Here is a 15,076-nt window from a genome sequence, read left to right as displayed (position 1 = left end):
ATTCGCGTCACGTGTTATTCGGTTTCCAGATCGATATCGATGCCGAGGGAACGAATTTCCTTGATCAACACGTTGAAGGACTCGGGCATGCCCGGCTCCATACGGTGATCGCCGTCCACGATGTTTTTGTACATCTTGGTCCGGCCGTTCACATCGTCCGACTTCACTGTGAGCATTTCTTGCAGAGTGTATGCAGCACCGTATGCTTCCAGTGCCCAGACCTCCATCTCCCCGAAACGCTGACCACCGAACTGCGCCTTACCACCCAGCGGCTGCTGGGTAACCAGGCTGTAAGAACCGGTAGAACGAGCGTGCATCTTGTCGTCTACCAAGTGGTTCAGCTTCAGCATGTACATGTAGCCAACGGTAACCGGACGCTCGAACTTGTTGCCGGTACGACCATCGAACAGCTGCATCTGGCCGCTTTCTGGCAGGTCCGCCAGTTTCAGCATGGCCTTGATTTCGCTTTCCTTGGCACCGTCGAACACCGGGGTAGCCATTGGAACGCCGCCGCGCAGGTTCTTCGCCAAGTCCAGGATTTCCTGGTCGGAGAAGGTGTCCAGCTCTTCGTTGCGCCCGCCGATCTCGTTGTAGATCTCGTGCAGGAACTTACGCAGATCAGCGACCTTGCGCTGCTCTTCGATCATGCGGTTGATCTTCTCGCCCAACCCTTTGGCCGCGAGGCCCAGGTGAGTTTCGAGAATCTGACCAACGTTCATACGCGAAGGTACGCCCAACGGGTTGAGAACCACATCGACCGGGGTGCCATTGGCATCGTGCGGCATGTCTTCAACCGGCATGATCACGGAGACCACACCCTTGTTACCGTGACGACCGGCCATCTTGTCGCCCGGCTGGATGCGACGACGGATTGCCAGGTAAACCTTGACGATTTTCAGCACGCCTGGAGCCAGGTCATCGCCCTGCTGCAGTTTGCGCTTCTTGTCTTCGAACTTGTCGTCCAGCAGACGGCGGCGATCAACGATATAGGCCTGGGCCTTCTCGAGCTGCTCGTTCAGAGCATCTTCAGCCATGCGCAGCTTGAACCACTGGCCATGCTCAAGACCGTCGAGGACTTCGTCGGTAATCTCCTGACCTTTCTTCAGGCCGGCGCCGCCTTCGGCTTTGTGGCCGACCAGGGCGGAGCGCAGACGTTCGAAAGTCGCGCCTTCGACGATACGGAACTCTTCGTTCAGGTCCTTGCGGATCTCGTCGAGCTGAGTCTTCTCGATCGACAGTGCGCGAGCGTCACGCTCAACGCCGTCGCGGGTGAAGACCTGTACGTCGATGACGGTACCCTTGGTGCCGGTAGGCACGCGCAGGGAGGTGTCTTTCACGTCGCTGGCTTTTTCACCGAAGATCGCACGCAGCAGCTTCTCTTCCGGAGTCAGTTGGGTCTCGCCTTTCGGAGTGACCTTGCCGACCAGGATGTCGCCCGCGCCTACTTCAGCACCTACATAAACGATACCGGCTTCGTCCAGCTTGTTCAGTGCAGCTTCACCCACGTTCGGGATGTCCGCAGTGATTTCCTCTGGGCCAAGCTTGGTGTCACGAGCCACACAGGTCAGTTCCTGGATGTGGATCGTGGTGAAGCGGTCTTCCTGGACCACACGCTCGGACAGGCAGATGGAGTCTTCGAAGTTGAAGCCGTTCCATGCCATGAACGCGATGCGCATGTTCTGACCCAGCGCCAGTTCACCCATGTCGGTGGACGGGCCGTCGGCCATGATGTCGCTGCGCTGAACCCGATCACCTTTGCTGACCAGCGGACGCTGGTTGATGCAGGTGTTCTGGTTGGAGCGGGTGTACTTGGTCAGGTTGTAGATGTCGACACCGGCTTCGCCCGGCTCTACTTCGTCATCGGCAACACGAACCACGATACGGCTGGCGTCGACGGAATCGATCACACCGCCACGACGAGCCACGACGCAAACGCCGGAGTCGCGCGCAACGTTGCGCTCCATGCCAGTACCTACCAGCGGCTTATCGGCACGCAGGGTCGGTACAGCCTGACGCTGCATGTTCGAACCCATCAACGCACGGTTGGCGTCGTCGTGCTCGAGGAACGGGATCAGCGACGCTGCAACCGACACTACCTGCTTCGGCGATACGTCCATCAAGGTGACGTCTTCCGGCGCCTTGACGGTGAACTCGTTCAAGTGACGAACAGCTACCAGCTCGTCGGTCAGGACTTTCTTGTCGTTCATCGTGGCCGAAGCCTGGGCGATCACGTGATCAGCCTCTTCGATGGCAGACAGGAACACGATCTCGTCGGTGACCAGGGCGTCTTTCACCACACGGTACGGGCTTTCGAGGAAGCCATACTGGTTGGTGCGCGCATAGGCGGCCAAAGAGTTGATCAGACCGATGTTCGGACCTTCCGGCGTTTCGATCGGGCATACACGACCGTAGTGAGTCGGGTGTACGTCACGAACTTCGAAGCCTGCACGCTCACGGGTCAGACCGCCTGGGCCGAGTGCGGAAACACGACGCTTGTGGGTGATCTCGGACAGCGGGTTGTTCTGGTCCATGAACTGGGACAGCTGGCTCGAGCCGAAGAATTCCTTCACCGCCGCGGCCACTGGCTTGGCGTTGATCAGGTCTTGCGGCATCAGGCCTTCGCTTTCAGCCATCGACAGGCGTTCCTTGACCGCGCGCTCTACGCGCACCAGGCCAACACGGAACTGGTTTTCGGCCATTTCGCCTACGCAGCGAACGCGACGGTTACCCAGGTGGTCGATGTCATCGACGATGCCTTTGCCGTTACGGATGTCGACCAGGGTCTTGAGCACCGCAACGATGTCATCCTTGTTCAGCACGCCCGAACCTTCGATCTCGGTACGACCGATACGACGGTTGAACTTCATCCGGCCGACCGCGGAGAGGTCATAGCGCTCTGGGCTGAAGAACAGGTTGTTGAACAGGGTCTCGGCAGCATCCTTGGTTGGCGGCTCGCCAGGACGCATCATGCGATAGATCTCGACCAAGGCTTCCAGCTGGTTGCCAGTGGAGTCGATCTTCAGCGTGTCGGAGATGAACGGACCGCAGTCGATGTCGTTGGTGTACAGGGTCTCGATACGAACGACCTGAGCCTTGACGATTTTCGCCAGGATCTCGACGGTGAGCTCGGTATTGCACTCAGCGATGATCTCGCCGGTGGCTGGATGCACGATGACCTTGGCGGTGGTGCGACCCAGGACGTAGTCCATCGGCACCTGCAGCTCTTTGATACCGGCTTTTTCCAGCTGGTTGATGTGGCGAGCAGTAATACGACGGCCTTGCTCGACAATAACCTTGCCCTTGTCGTCCTGGATATCCAGGACCGCGATTTCACCGCGCAGGCGCTGAGGCACCAACTCCAGGCTCAGGTTCTCACCTTGCACATGGAAGACGTTGGTGGTGTAGAACGCGTCCAGCACTTCTTCGGTGGTATAGCCGAGCGCGCGCAGCAGTACCGATGCAGGCAGCTTGCGACGACGGTCAATACGCACGAATACGCAGTCTTTCGGGTCGAACTCGAAGTCCAGCCACGAACCGCGGTAAGGAATGATGCGCGCGGAGTAGAGCAGTTTGCCGGAACTGTGCGTCTTACCACGGTCGTGGTCAAAGAACACGCCCGGGGAACGGTGCAGCTGGGAAACGATTACACGCTCGGTACCGTTGATTACGAAGGTACCGTTCTCAGTCATCAGGGGGATTTCACCCATGTAGACTTCTTGCTCTTTGATGTCCTTGATCGCTTTATTCGACGATTCTTTGTCGAAAATGATCAGGCGCACTTTTACCCGCAAAGGTACGGCGTAAGTAACACCGCGCAATACGCATTCTTTGACATCAAATGCCGGTTCGCCCAGGCGATAACCGACGTACTCCAGCGCAGCATTGCCGGAGTAGCTGATGATCGGGAAAACGGATTTGAAGGCCGCATGCAGGCCCACGTCGCGGAACTGATCTTTAGTCGCTCCCGCTTGCAAGAATTCACGATACGAATCCAGCTGGATGGCCAGGAGGTACGGCACATCCATGACGTCCGGCAACTTGCTAAAGTCCTTGCGGATACGTTTTTTCTCAGTATATGAGTAAGCCATCAGCGTTCCCCAGCTTGGTCACCTGCTTGTTTGGCCCCTCCCGACGGGAGCAGCCAGAAAATCGTGCAAACCCCATGGTTTGCGCCACCACATCGGGTGGTTACAGCTCGCGATCAGCACCGACCCAGTCGGCTGCCAATAACGGAAAAAGGCCGGTGGCAAGAGCCACCAGCCATCAGCCTGTCGCTTAACGCTCGGGCTGGAGACGCAAAGTCGATGCTTACTTCAGCTCGACTTTAGCGCCTGCTTCTTCCAGTGCTGCTTTGGCTTTGTCAGCTGCGTCTTTGGCAACAGCTTCCAGAACCATGGCAGGAGCGCCGTCAACTACAGCCTTGGCTTCTTTCAGGCCCAGACCGGTCAGTTCACGTACTGCCTTGATCACGTTTACTTTCTTATCGCCAGCTTCGGTCAGCATGACGTTGAATTCGGTTTGCTCTTCAGCAACGGCAGCGGCAACAGCTGGACCAGCGGAAGCAGCAGCAGCGGTAACACCGAATTTTTCTTCGAAAGCTTTGATCAGCTCAACAACTTCCATTACGGACATGTTGCCAACGGCTTCGAGGATATCGTTTTGAGAGATAGACATGACTCTAAATTCCTGGATTGGGGGACGGCCTACGCGACCATCGAAATAAACAAAAAACGCGAAAAGGAGTGTCGAGCCTTAGGCTGCGGCAGCTTCTTTCTGGTCGCGCAGTGCCGCCAGAGTACGAGCCAACTTGCTGGTAGCGCCTTGAATCACGCTCATCAGCTGGGAGATTGCTTCGTCACGGGTCGGCAGAGTTGCCAGTACGTCGATCTGGTTAGCTGCGAGGAACTTGCCCTCGAACGCAGCTGCCTTAATCTCGAACTTGTCCTGACCTTTGGCGAATTCCTTGAACAAACGGGCAGCAGCGCCAGGATGTTGGGTGGAGAACGCGATCAAGGTCGGGCCGGTGAACACGTCGTTGAGGACACTGTATTCAGTGTCAGCAACAGCGCGCTTGAGCAGGGTGTTACGTACTACACGTACGTAAACGCCAGCTTCACGAGCCTCTTTACGGAGTCCGGTCATAGCGCCTACTGTTACGCCACGGGCATCAGCCACGACAGCGGACAGAGCAGCTTTGGCAGCCTCGTTGACTTCAGCGACGATGGCCTTCTTGTCTTCGAGTTTAATTGCCACGGGTTTAACTCCTGCTTGTTACCGTTTCATCCGATCGAAACCGAATGTCGTTTTGGTGTCTGATTCGGTAAGGAACCGGGAGCACCATCTGCGTAGGCTTGTGGTTTAAGACTTTCGTCGCCTACGGTCTTGGACAGCCCCCGCCAGGCAGGGACCCCAATATTTGATTGGCGCAATCGCTTGCGCCAACCTTTGTCTTACGCGTCGAGCGAGCTCTGATCAATGATCAGACCTGGGCCCATAGTGGTGCTCAGGGTAACGCGCTTGACGTAGATACCTTTCGAAGAAGCTGGCTTGATGCGCTTCAGATCAGCGATCAGAGCTTCAACGTTTTCCTTCAGCTTGACGGCGTCGAAGCCGATTTTGCCAACGGAAGTGTGAATGATGCCGTTCTTGTCGGTGCGATAACGAACCTGACCGGCCTTGGCGTTTTTAACCGCGGTGGCTACGTCTGGGGTTACGGTGCCGACTTTAGGGTTAGGCATCAGACCACGTGGACCGAGGATCTGACCCAACTGGCCTACAACGCGCATGGCATCCGGGGATGCGATCACGACGTCATAGTTCAGGTCGCCGCCTTTCATTTCAGCAGCCAGATCGTCCATGCCTACGCGATCAGCACCAGCGGCCAGAGCAGCTTCAGCTGCTGGGCCCTGGGTGAACACGGCAACACGAACAGTCTTGCCAGTGCCGTGTGGCAGCACGGTAGCGCTACGTACGACCTGGTCGGATTTACGTGGGTCAACGCCCAGGTTAACAGCAACGTCGAACGACTCGCTGAACTTGACAGTCGACAGCTCGGCCAGCAGAGCGGCGGCGTCTACAAAGTTGTAGGCCTTGCCTGCTTCGATTTTGCCGGCGATAGCCTTTTGACGCTTGGTCAGCTTAGCCATTACACACCCTCCACGTTAAGGCCCATGCTACGAGCAGAACCGGCGATAGTACGCACGGCTGCATCCATATCAGCTGCAGTCAGATCCGCGTTTTTGGTTTTCGCGATTTCTTCCAGCTGAGCACGGGTAACGGTGCCAACCTTAACGGTGTTTGGACGAGCGGAACCGCTGGTCAAACCTGCAGCCTTCTTCAGCAGAACCGAAGCAGGGGTGCTTTTTGTTTCGAAAGTGAAGCTGCGGTCGCTGTAGACAGTGATGATCACTGGAGTCGGCAGACCTGGCTCAAGACCCTGAGTACGGGCGTTGAAAGCCTTGCAGAATTCCATGATGTTCACGCCGTGCTGACCCAGTGCAGGACCAACAGGTGGGCTTGGGTTAGCCTGAGCGGCCTTCACTTGCAGCTTGATGTAAGCGGTAATCTTCTTGGCCATGAGGCACTCCAATTACGGGTTCGAACGCCTCGAAAGGCTCCCCGGTTGCTTGCGCGTTTATCCCAGTGACGACAAAACCCCACAGCCTTGGGCTGCGGGGTTGGGATGCCTGTCCAATCAGACCTTTTCGACCTGACTGAACTCCAACTCTACCGGAGTAGAGCGACCGAAAATGAGCACCGCGACCTGAATCCGGCTCTTTTCGTAGTTAACCTCTTCAACCGTGCCATTGAAGTCAGCGAATGGACCGTCGGTGACGCGCACAACCTCACCTGGCTCAAACAATGTCTTCGGCTTCGGCTTGTCGCTACCATCAGCGACACGACGCAGAATCGCTTCCGCCTCTTTATCTGTGATCGGCGCCGGCTTGTCGGCGGTACCGCCAATAAAGCCCATCACCCGAGGGGTATCCTTGACCAAGTGCCAAGTCCCTTCGTTCATATCCATCTGTACCAGCACATAGCCTGGAAAGAACTTACGTTCACTTTTGCGCTTCTGGCCATTACGCATTTCAACCACTTCTTCAGTGGGAACCAGAATCTCGCCAAAGCCATCTTCCATGCCTGCCAGCTTCACACGCTCTATCAACGAGCGCATAACATGCTTCTCGTAACCCGAGTAAGCATGCACAACGTACCAACGCTTAGCCACGGGACACCCTTAGCCAACAATCAAGGAAACAAGCCAACCGAGCAGGGAATCGAGCCCCCACAGCAGCAACGCCATCACCAAAACAACAGCCACAACGATCAACGTGGTCTGCGTGGTTTCCTGGCGAGTCGGCCATACGACTTTACGAATCTCGGTGCGAGCTTCCTTAGCGAGTACAAAGAAAGACTTGCCCTTGGCTGTCTGCAGGCCTACAAAGGCAGCTACAGCAGCAATGGCAAGCAATGCAAGTACACGGTACAGGATCGGCGAAGCAGAAAAATACTGATTGCCAACAACGCCAACAACCACCAAAGCGACTACCACTAGCCACTTGAGCAGATCGAAGCGAGAGCCTTGAGCTTCAGCTTTAGGAGTCATCTATGAAGATCCTGTGAAAAGAAAGCCAGACACACCGAGTGAATCTGGCAGGTCAGGAGGGAATCGAACCCCCAACCTACGGTTTTGGAGACCGTCGCTCTGCCAATTGAGCTACTGACCTAAAACAAAATCAGGCCGACCATTATGCCGGCCCGAAAAAGACATTACAACTATTTACTCGATGACTTTGGCTACGACGCCGGCGCCGACGGTACGACCGCCTTCACGGATAGCGAAACGCAGGCCGTCTTCCATCGCGATGGTCTTGATCAGAGTGACAGTCATCTGAATGTTGTCACCTGGCATTACCATTTCAACGCCTTCTGGCAGCTCACAGTTACCAGTCACGTCAGTTGTACGGAAGTAGAACTGTGGACGGTAGCCTTTGAAGAACGGAGTGTGACGACCGCCTTCTTCCTTGCTCAGAACGTAGACTTCTGCGGTGAACTTGGTGTGCGGCTTGACGGTGCCTGGCTTGACCAGAACCTGGCCACGCTCAACGTCGTCACGCTTGGTGCCGCGCAGCAGTACGCCGCAGTTCTCGCCAGCACGACCTTCGTCGAGCAGCTTGCGGAACATTTCAACGCCGGTGCAGGTAGTTTTCTGAGTGTCGCGCAGACCGACGATCTCAACTTCTTCCTGGATACGGACGATGCCACGCTCAACACGACCAGTCACAACAGTACCGCGACCGGAGATCGAGAACACGTCTTCGATTGGCATCAGGAACGGCTTGTCGATAGCACGCTCTGGCTCTGGGATGTAGCTGTCCAGAGTTTCCACCAGCTTCTTGACAGCAGTGGTGCCCATTTCGTTGTCGTCTTGGCCGTTCAGAGCCATCAGAGCCGAACCGATGATGATTGGAGTGTCATCACCTGGGAAGTCGTAAGTGCTCAGCAGGTCGCGCACTTCCATCTCAACCAGTTCCAGCAGCTCAGCGTCGTCAACCATGTCAGCCTTGTTCAGGAAGACAACGATGTACGGAACGCCTACCTGACGGGACAGCAGGATGTGCTCACGGGTTTGTGGCATCGGACCATCAGCGGCCGAGCAAACCAGGATCGCGCCGTCCATCTGAGCAGCACCGGTGATCATGTTTTTTACGTAGTCGGCGTGACCTGGGCAGTCAACGTGTGCATAGTGACGCACGGACGAATCGTATTCAACGTGAGCGGTGTTGATGGTGATACCGCGAGCTTTCTCTTCCGGGGCGCTGTCGATCTTGTCGAAGTCAACCTTGGCCGAACCGAAAACTTCGGAGCAGACACGGGTCAGAGCAGCGGTCAGCGTGGTTTTACCGTGGTCGACGTGACCGATGGTACCAACGTTGACGTGCGGCTTATTACGTTCGAACTTTTCCTTAGCCATCGAAATCACCCCTAGGAGAAGAATTTAGCAAGTCACACGAGCCATTAAAACAAAGGCAGATATTTTCATATCTGCCTTGTAATATGGAGCTCTTGAGCGGATTTGAACCGCTGACCTCACCCTTACCAAGGGTGTGCTCTACCAACTGAGCTACAAGAGCAAAACATTTTGCACAACCTGCAAACTTGGAGCGGGTAGCGGGAATCGAACCCGCATCATCAGCTTGGAAGGCTGAGGTTCTACCACTAAACTATACCCGCGGAGCTTGCAGCTCACGCTAAAACTGGTGGAGGGGGAAGGATTCGAACCTTCGAAGTCGTAGACGTCAGATTTACAGTCTGATCCCTTTGGCCGCTCGGGAACCCCTCCTAAGCGAGCCGGCATTCTATATCATGCCAGCCTTCTGTCAAGCATTTTCTCATTAAAAACCTGAGGTTAGCTGCGTTGACATCGCTCCGCACTGATAACCGTTAAAGGTCTTCACTGCGAAGCGGGCGCCATTCTATGCAAACTACCCAGCAGGCGCAACCCCTTCGCATGGCATTATTTTATGTTTTAACTCATTGAATTCTTTAGAAAGGTTTTGAACCAACCCTTCATTAACCTTTCCTGCGCTTTCAGGAACAACCTGGACCCAAAATCCTCCGCCCTCAGGTGCACCTTCGGAGCTCAGCACGGATGTACGCCCCATCACGCCCAACGAAACCAATCGCTGCTCCAGCTGCCTGGCCAGCTCAGCACGAGCAAAACCGCCTAGATAATTACAATTCTTGCGCACCTCTCCGGACTTGCCGAAATCACGCCTGACAAGCGAATCCGCCGTTTCACTCAGAAGATGAATATCCTGCTGCGAGCCGCGATACAAGCTCAGTGGCGTTACATCCTTGGCCCGCAGCGGGGCCTCCTGCTGATGCCAGACATAGTAGAAGCCATTCAGAACCAGTAACAACAGAAACAGCCACCGCATAGAAACCTCAAGACAAAGGACAAGCCATCGCCAAGCCAACAAAAACCAGGTCAGGCGCAACCTTGGCTTGCGGTACGACCCCAACAACCAGACTGGCGTCCCCTCCCGTTAAAAACACCTCGAAATCCTGCCCCCAATATTGCCGCGCCAATTCAAGCTGGGTCAGGACGAAACCTCTGAGCATCAGCATACAACCGCGCTCAACCGCCTCGACCGTCGCCCTTCCCGGAGCAAGAGTCTCGTGCGCTCGCTCGGCAGCAGTGTCATCGTAGCGAATTCGCCGAGTATGGGTACGCAACTGGTTGCGCATCAAAGGCATGCCCGGACAAATGAACCCCCCTAGATGCTCACCGTCCGCCGCCACGAAGTCGGCTGTAACGGCCGTGCCAAAATCGAGCACCAGGCAAGCACCGGAAGCGAGATGGAAACCGCCAAGCAAGGCAAGCCAACGATCAAGACCTAACCGATCGTACTCTTCGTAACCATTTGTCACGCCCGCCATTTCTCGAGCCGGTACGGCACGTACCACGGACACCCCGAAGGTCTGTGTCAAGGAAGCGACCAACGAGTCAGTTTCCTCGGGCGTCCTGACGCTGACCAGACGGCATTTCTTTAGCTGAAACCTCTGGGCATCGCCCAGGCTGGCGAGCAGATCATCATCGGAACCGACCACACCACCTTCAACAGGCGTAACACCGTCGGAGCAAAGAACCCGCCATTTGATAAAACTGTTGCCGCAATCGAGCTCAAGAATCATCACGCAACCTCAAACTGAGCTCACCGCCGCTAAAGCTCTTTTCCACACCATCCACCTTCAAACGCAGCGCTCCCTGGTGGTCAATGCCCATCACTACGCCGTCAATCTGGTTCACACCCGCAATTAGCGAAACGGCACGGCCCTGCCATAAATGATAGTTTTCCCACTCCAGCTGGATCGCCGCAAACCCCGACGCATGATGCAACTCGAGGTACTGTTGAAGCTTCGCGCTCATATGGACCACAAGATCGTTACGATCAAATACACGGCCTGCCTCTAGGCTCATGGACGTCCACTGCTGATCAACCTCGTCAGTTGATTGCATATTCACGTTGACCCCGACACCCAGGACGACATGACAGACGTCCGCCGGATCACCCACTAATTCGAGCAAGATACCGGCAATTTTTTTGTTGCCCACCAACACATCGTTGGGCCATTTCAACCCAGCCTCAGCGATTCCAAAATCACGAAGCGCATGCATGACAGCGAGCCCAACAACGAGACTCAGCCCTTCGATTTGCCGCATACCGCCATCAATGCGCAAGACCAGACTGTAATAAAGATTGGCAGCGAACGGACTGACCCATTTACGGCCACGACGACCGCGGCCAGCGAGCTGCCGCTCAGCCAAGACCAAGAATGGCGCATCCACTCCGCGCTCTATGGAACGCAACGCTTCGGCATTGGTAGAGTCGATGGAGTCATGGATATAGACAGGCCACTCAAGGCCTTCTTTCGCGCAGATTTTCGCAGCATCCAAAAGTGACAGCGGCCTAGCCAACTGATACCCCTTGCCTCTAACTTTATGAACAGACAATCCCAACTCGGCCTCCAGATGCTGCAATTGCTTCCAGACAGCACTGCGACTGATGCCCAGCCCGGCACCTAGTGCCTGGCCTGAATGGAAACGACCATCCTTCAGAAGTTTTAACAACGTGAGCATACGAACCGCGCCTGATTACCGAGGCCAGCATGATAGCCATGCACAGGACTGTTGCATAGAAACTCGAAACGGCTTTACCAGGCGCAAAAACAAAACCCCTACCTGCGTCAGCAGATAGGGGTTTCGGAATTTAATCTTGACGATGACCTACTCTCACATGGGGAAACCCCACACTACCATCGGCGATGCATCGTTTCACTTCTGAGTTCGGGATGGGATCAGGTGGTTCCAATGCTCTATGGTCGTCAAGAAATTCGGTAGCCAGCGCGTGCCTTGCGGTCACGTTCCAGCGAATGGGTATGTGATAGCGTGTTGTTTTGTGAGTATCTCGAACTTTCGGTTCGTTTCGTCTTCACAACACCGCAATCTGGCCTCTTTCGAGTCTACAAATTGCTTGGGTGTTATATGGTCAAGCCTCACGGGCAATTAGTACAGGTTAGCTCAACGCCTCACAGCGCTTACACACCCTGCCTATCAACGTCGTAGTCTTCGACGGCCCTTCAGGGAGCTCAAGGCTCCAGTGAGATCTCATCTTGAGGCAAGTTTCCCGCTTAGATGCTTTCAGCGGTTATCTTTTCCGAACATAGCTACCCGGCAATGCCACTGGCGTGACAACCGGAACACCAGAGGTTCGTCCACTCCGGTCCTCTCGTACTAGGAGCAGCCCCTCTCAAATCTCAAACGTCCACGGCAGATAGGGACCGAACTGTCTCACGACGTTCTAAACCCAGCTCGCGTACCACTTTAAATGGCGAACAGCCATACCCTTGGGACCGGCTTCAGCCCCAGGATGTGATGAGCCGACATCGAGGTGCCAAACACCGCCGTCGATATGAACTCTTGGGCGGTATCAGCCTGTTATCCCCGGAGTACCTTTTATCCGTTGAGCGATGGCCCTTCCATACAGAACCACCGGATCACTAAGACCTACTTTCGTACCTGCTCGACGTGTCTGTCTCGCAGTCAAGCGCGCTTTTGCCTTTATACTCTACGACCGATTTCCGACCGGTCTGAGCGCACCTTCGTACTCCTCCGTTACTCTTTAGGAGGAGACCGCCCCAGTCAAACTACCCACCATACACTGTCCTCGATCCGGATAACGGACCTGAGTTAGAACCTCAAAGTTGCCAGGGTGGTATTTCAAGGATGGCTCCACGCAGACTGGCGTCCACGCTTCAAAGCCTCCCACCTATCCTACACAAGCAAATTCAAAGTCCAGTGCAAAGCTATAGTAAAGGTTCACGGGGTCTTTCCGTCTAGCCGCGGATACACTGCATCTTCACAGCGATTTCAATTTCACTGAGTCTCGGGTGGAGACAGCGCCGCCATCGTTACGCCATTCGTGCAGGTCGGAACTTACCCGACAAGGAATTTCGCTACCTTAGGACCGTTATAGTTACGGCCGCCGTTTACCGGGGCTTCGATCAAGAGCTTCGCGTTAGCTAACCCCATCAATTAACCTTCCGGCACCGGGCAGGCGTCACACCCTATACGTCCACTTTCGTGTTTGCAGAGTGCTGTGTTTTTAATAAACAGTCGCAGCGGCCTGGTATCTTCGACCGGCGTGGGCTTACGCAGCAAGTGCTTCACCCTCACCGGCGCACCTTCTCCCGAAGTTACGGTGCCATTTTGCCTAGTTCCTTCACCCGAGTTCTCTCAAGCGCCTTGGTATTCTCTACCCAACCACCTGTGTCGGTTTGGGGTACGGTTCCTGGTTACCTGAAGCTTAGAAGCTTTTCTTGGAAGCATGGCATCAACCACTTCGTCACCCAAAGGGTAACTCGTCATCAGCTCTCGGCCTTAAGATCCCGGATTTACCTAAGATCTCAGCCTACCACCTTAAACTTGGACAACCAACGCCAAGCTGGCCTAGCCTTCTCCGTCCCTCCATCGCAATAACCAGAAGTACAGGAATATTAACCTGTTTTCCATCGACTACGCTTTTCAGCCTCGCCTTAGGGACCGACTAACCCTGCGTCGATTAACGTTGCGCAGGAAACCTTGGTCTTTCGGCGTGGGTGTTTTTCACACCCATTGTCGTTACTCATGTCAGCATTCGCACTTCTGATACCTCCAGCAAGCTTCTCAACTCACCTTCACAGGCTTACAGAACGCTCCTCTACCGCATCACTTACGTGATACCCGTAGCTTCGGTGTATGGTTTGAGCCCCGTTACATCTTCCGCGCAGGCCGACTCGACTAGTGAGCTATTACGCTTTCTTTAAAGGGTGGCTGCTTCTAAGCCAACCTCCTAGCTGTCTAAGCCTTCCCACATCGTTTCCCACTTAACCATAACTTTGGGACCTTAGCTGACGGTCTGGGTTGTTTCCCTTTTCACGACGGACGTTAGCACCCGCCGTGTGTCTCCCATGCTCGGCACTTGTAGGTATTCGGAGTTTGCATCGGTTTGGTAAGTCGGGATGACCCCCTAGCCGAAACAGTGCTCTACCCCCTACAGTGATACATGAGGCGCTACCTAAATAGCTTTCGAGGAGAACCAGCTATCTCCGAGCTTGATTAGCCTTTCACTCCGATCCACAGGTCATCCGCTAACTTTTCAACGGTAGTCGGTTCGGTCCTCCAGTCAGTGTTACCTAACCTTCAACCTGCCCATGGATAGATCGCCCGGTTTCGGGTCTATTCCCAGCGACTAGACGCCCTATTAAGACTCGCTTTCGCTACGCCTCCCCTATTCGGTTAAGCTCGCCACTGAAAATAAGTCGCTGACCCATTATACAAAAGGTACGCAGTCACCCAACAAAGTGGGCTCCCACTGCTTGTACGCATACGGTTTCAGGATCTATTTCACTCCCCTCTCCGGGGTTCTTTTCGCCTTTCCCTCACGGTACTAGTTCACTATCGGTCAGTCAGTAGTATTTAGCCTTGGAGGATGGTCCCCCCATATTCAGACAAAGTTTCTCGTGCTCCGTCCTACTCGATTTCACTTCTAAGATCCTTTCGCGTACAGGGCTATCACCCACTATGGCCGCACTTTCCAGAGCGTTCCGCTAAAATCAAAGAAGCTTAAGGGCTAGTCCCCGTTCGCTCGCCACTACTAAGGGAATCTCGGTTGATTTCTTTTCCTCAGGGTACTTAGATGTTTCAGTTCCCCTGGTTCGCTTCTTGCACCTATGTATTCAGTACAAGATAGCCATCTTATGATGGCTGGGTTCCCCCATTCAGACATCTCCGGATCACAGTCTGTTTGCCGACTCCCCGAAGCTTTTCGCAGGCTACCACGTCTTTCATCGCCTCTGACTGCCAAGGCATCCACCGTATGCGCTTCTTCACTTGACCATATAACCCCAAGCAATCTGGTTATACTGTGAAGACGACATTCGCCGAAAATTCGATCTGGCTCTAAGAGCCACTCACAAATTTTACCTTAGCCTGATCCGTTACCAGTGAAAGTAACGTTCAGTCTATCTTTCT

Annotated in this window: 11 protein-coding genes, 4 tRNA genes and 2 rRNA genes; all 17 read right to left on the bottom strand. The window is 54.8% G+C overall.

Annotation, left to right across the window (positions count from 1 at the left end; all coding sequences use genetic code 11):
* Positions 1–14: 14 nt before the first annotated feature.
* The 17 genes from rpoB to J3P81_RS02680 all read right to left on the bottom strand — a co-directional run bounded on the left by rpoB (position 15) and on the right by J3P81_RS02680 (position 14,941).
* Positions 15–4,088 carry a DNA-directed RNA polymerase subunit beta gene (gene rpoB / locus J3P81_RS02760; RefSeq protein WP_420767524.1) on the bottom strand — a complete coding sequence of 1,358 codons (4,074 nt, stop codon included), beginning with the start codon at positions 4,086–4,088 and terminating at the stop codon, positions 15–17.
* Positions 4,089–4,308: 220 nt separating this feature from the next.
* A complete protein-coding gene (rplL, locus tag J3P81_RS02755) occupies positions 4,309–4,674 on the bottom strand; it encodes a 50S ribosomal protein L7/L12 (protein ID WP_434562042.1) in 366 nt (121 codons plus the stop codon).
* Positions 4,675–4,752: 78 nt separating this feature from the next.
* Positions 4,753–5,253 (bottom strand): 50S ribosomal protein L10, encoded by a 501-nt coding sequence (gene rplJ, locus J3P81_RS02750; protein ID WP_003206099.1) that lies wholly within the window; start codon positions 5,251–5,253, stop codon positions 4,753–4,755.
* Between the two features lie 197 nt (positions 5,254–5,450).
* Positions 5,451–6,146 (bottom strand): 50S ribosomal protein L1, encoded by a 696-nt coding sequence (gene rplA / locus J3P81_RS02745; protein WP_030138521.1) that lies wholly within the window; start codon positions 6,144–6,146, stop codon positions 5,451–5,453.
* The gene (gene rplK, locus J3P81_RS02740) at positions 6,146–6,577 is read right to left on the bottom strand and encodes a 50S ribosomal protein L11 (protein ID WP_003176435.1); all 432 of its coding nucleotides are present in this window, start codon (positions 6,575–6,577) and stop codon (positions 6,146–6,148) included. The genes rplA and rplK overlap by 1 nt, the downstream gene beginning before the upstream one ends.
* 117 nt (positions 6,578–6,694) lie before the next feature.
* Positions 6,695–7,228: a transcription termination/antitermination protein NusG gene (gene nusG / locus J3P81_RS02735; protein WP_010443972.1), complete on the bottom strand. Its 534-nt coding sequence runs from the start codon at positions 7,226–7,228 to the stop codon at positions 6,695–6,697.
* 9 nt (positions 7,229–7,237) lie between these two features.
* A complete protein-coding gene (gene secE / locus J3P81_RS02730; RefSeq protein WP_024776457.1) occupies positions 7,238–7,606 on the bottom strand; it encodes a preprotein translocase subunit SecE in 369 nt (122 codons plus the stop codon).
* Positions 7,607–7,651: 45 nt separating this feature from the next.
* A tRNA-Trp gene (locus J3P81_RS02725) sits at positions 7,652–7,727 on the bottom strand.
* Between the two features lie 53 nt (positions 7,728–7,780).
* Positions 7,781–8,974, bottom strand: a complete 1,194-nt coding sequence (gene tuf, locus J3P81_RS02720) for an elongation factor Tu (RefSeq protein WP_339481469.1) — start codon at positions 8,972–8,974, stop codon at positions 7,781–7,783.
* 84 nt (positions 8,975–9,058) lie between these two features.
* Positions 9,059–9,134, bottom strand: a tRNA-Thr gene (locus tag J3P81_RS02715).
* 26 nt (positions 9,135–9,160) lie between these two features.
* Positions 9,161–9,234 (bottom strand) — tRNA-Gly (locus J3P81_RS02710).
* A gap of 24 nt (positions 9,235–9,258) precedes the next feature.
* Positions 9,259–9,343 (bottom strand) — tRNA-Tyr (locus J3P81_RS02705).
* A gap of 142 nt (positions 9,344–9,485) precedes the next feature.
* On the bottom strand, positions 9,486–9,941 hold the full coding sequence (locus J3P81_RS02700; protein WP_434562040.1) for a hypothetical protein: 456 nt from the start codon (positions 9,939–9,941) through the stop codon (positions 9,486–9,488).
* Positions 9,942–9,948: 7 nt separating this feature from the next.
* Entirely contained in the window at positions 9,949–10,698 is a 750-nt protein-coding gene (locus tag J3P81_RS02695; protein WP_434562038.1) for a pantothenate kinase, read from the bottom strand.
* Complete coding sequence (gene birA, locus J3P81_RS02690; protein ID WP_434562036.1) at positions 10,688–11,644, bottom strand: bifunctional biotin--[acetyl-CoA-carboxylase] ligase/biotin operon repressor BirA; 957 nt, start codon at positions 11,642–11,644, stop codon at positions 10,688–10,690. The genes J3P81_RS02695 and birA overlap by 11 nt, the downstream gene beginning before the upstream one ends.
* Positions 11,645–11,778: 134 nt before the next feature.
* A 5S ribosomal RNA gene (gene rrf / locus J3P81_RS02685) occupies positions 11,779–11,894 on the bottom strand.
* Between the two features lie 155 nt (positions 11,895–12,049).
* Positions 12,050–14,941, bottom strand: a 23S ribosomal RNA gene (locus J3P81_RS02680).
* Between the last annotated feature and the right edge of the window lie 135 nt (positions 14,942–15,076).

Origin of the sequence: Pseudomonas sp. R1-6 (assembly GCF_051132115.1) — a bacterium.
Taxonomy (GTDB): Bacteria; Pseudomonadota; Gammaproteobacteria; order Pseudomonadales; family Pseudomonadaceae; genus Aquipseudomonas.
Note: the sequence above shows the minus strand (reverse complement) of the source record. Positions and strands in the feature narration are given on the sequence as shown.

Bases quoted from the DNA above. Each gene is read 5' to 3' on its own strand.
- rpoB (WP_420767524.1), bottom strand. From the start codon at position 4,088: ATGGCTTACTCATATACTGAGAAAAAACGTATCCGCAAGGACTTTAGC.
- secE (WP_024776457.1), bottom strand. From the start codon at position 7,606: ATGACTCCTAAAGCTGAAGCTCAAGGCTCTCGCTTCGATCTGCTCAAG.
- tuf (WP_339481469.1), bottom strand. From the start codon at position 8,974: ATGGCTAAGGAAAAGTTCGAACGTAATAAGCCGCACGTCAACGTTGGT.
- rplK (WP_003176435.1), bottom strand. From the start codon at position 6,577: ATGGCCAAGAAGATTACCGCTTACATCAAGCTGCAAGTGAAGGCCGCT.
- birA (WP_434562036.1), bottom strand. From the start codon at position 11,644: ATGCTCACGTTGTTAAAACTTCTGAAGGATGGTCGTTTCCATTCAGGC.
- rplL (WP_434562042.1), bottom strand. From the start codon at position 4,674: ATGTCTATCTCTCAAAACGATATCCTCGAAGCCGTTGGCAACATGTCC.
- J3P81_RS02700 (WP_434562040.1), bottom strand. From the start codon at position 9,941: ATGCGGTGGCTGTTTCTGTTGTTACTGGTTCTGAATGGCTTCTACTAT.
- J3P81_RS02695 (WP_434562038.1), bottom strand. From the start codon at position 10,698: ATGATTCTTGAGCTCGATTGCGGCAACAGTTTTATCAAATGGCGGGTT.
- rplA (WP_030138521.1), bottom strand. From the start codon at position 6,146: ATGGCTAAGCTGACCAAGCGTCAAAAGGCTATCGCCGGCAAAATCGAA.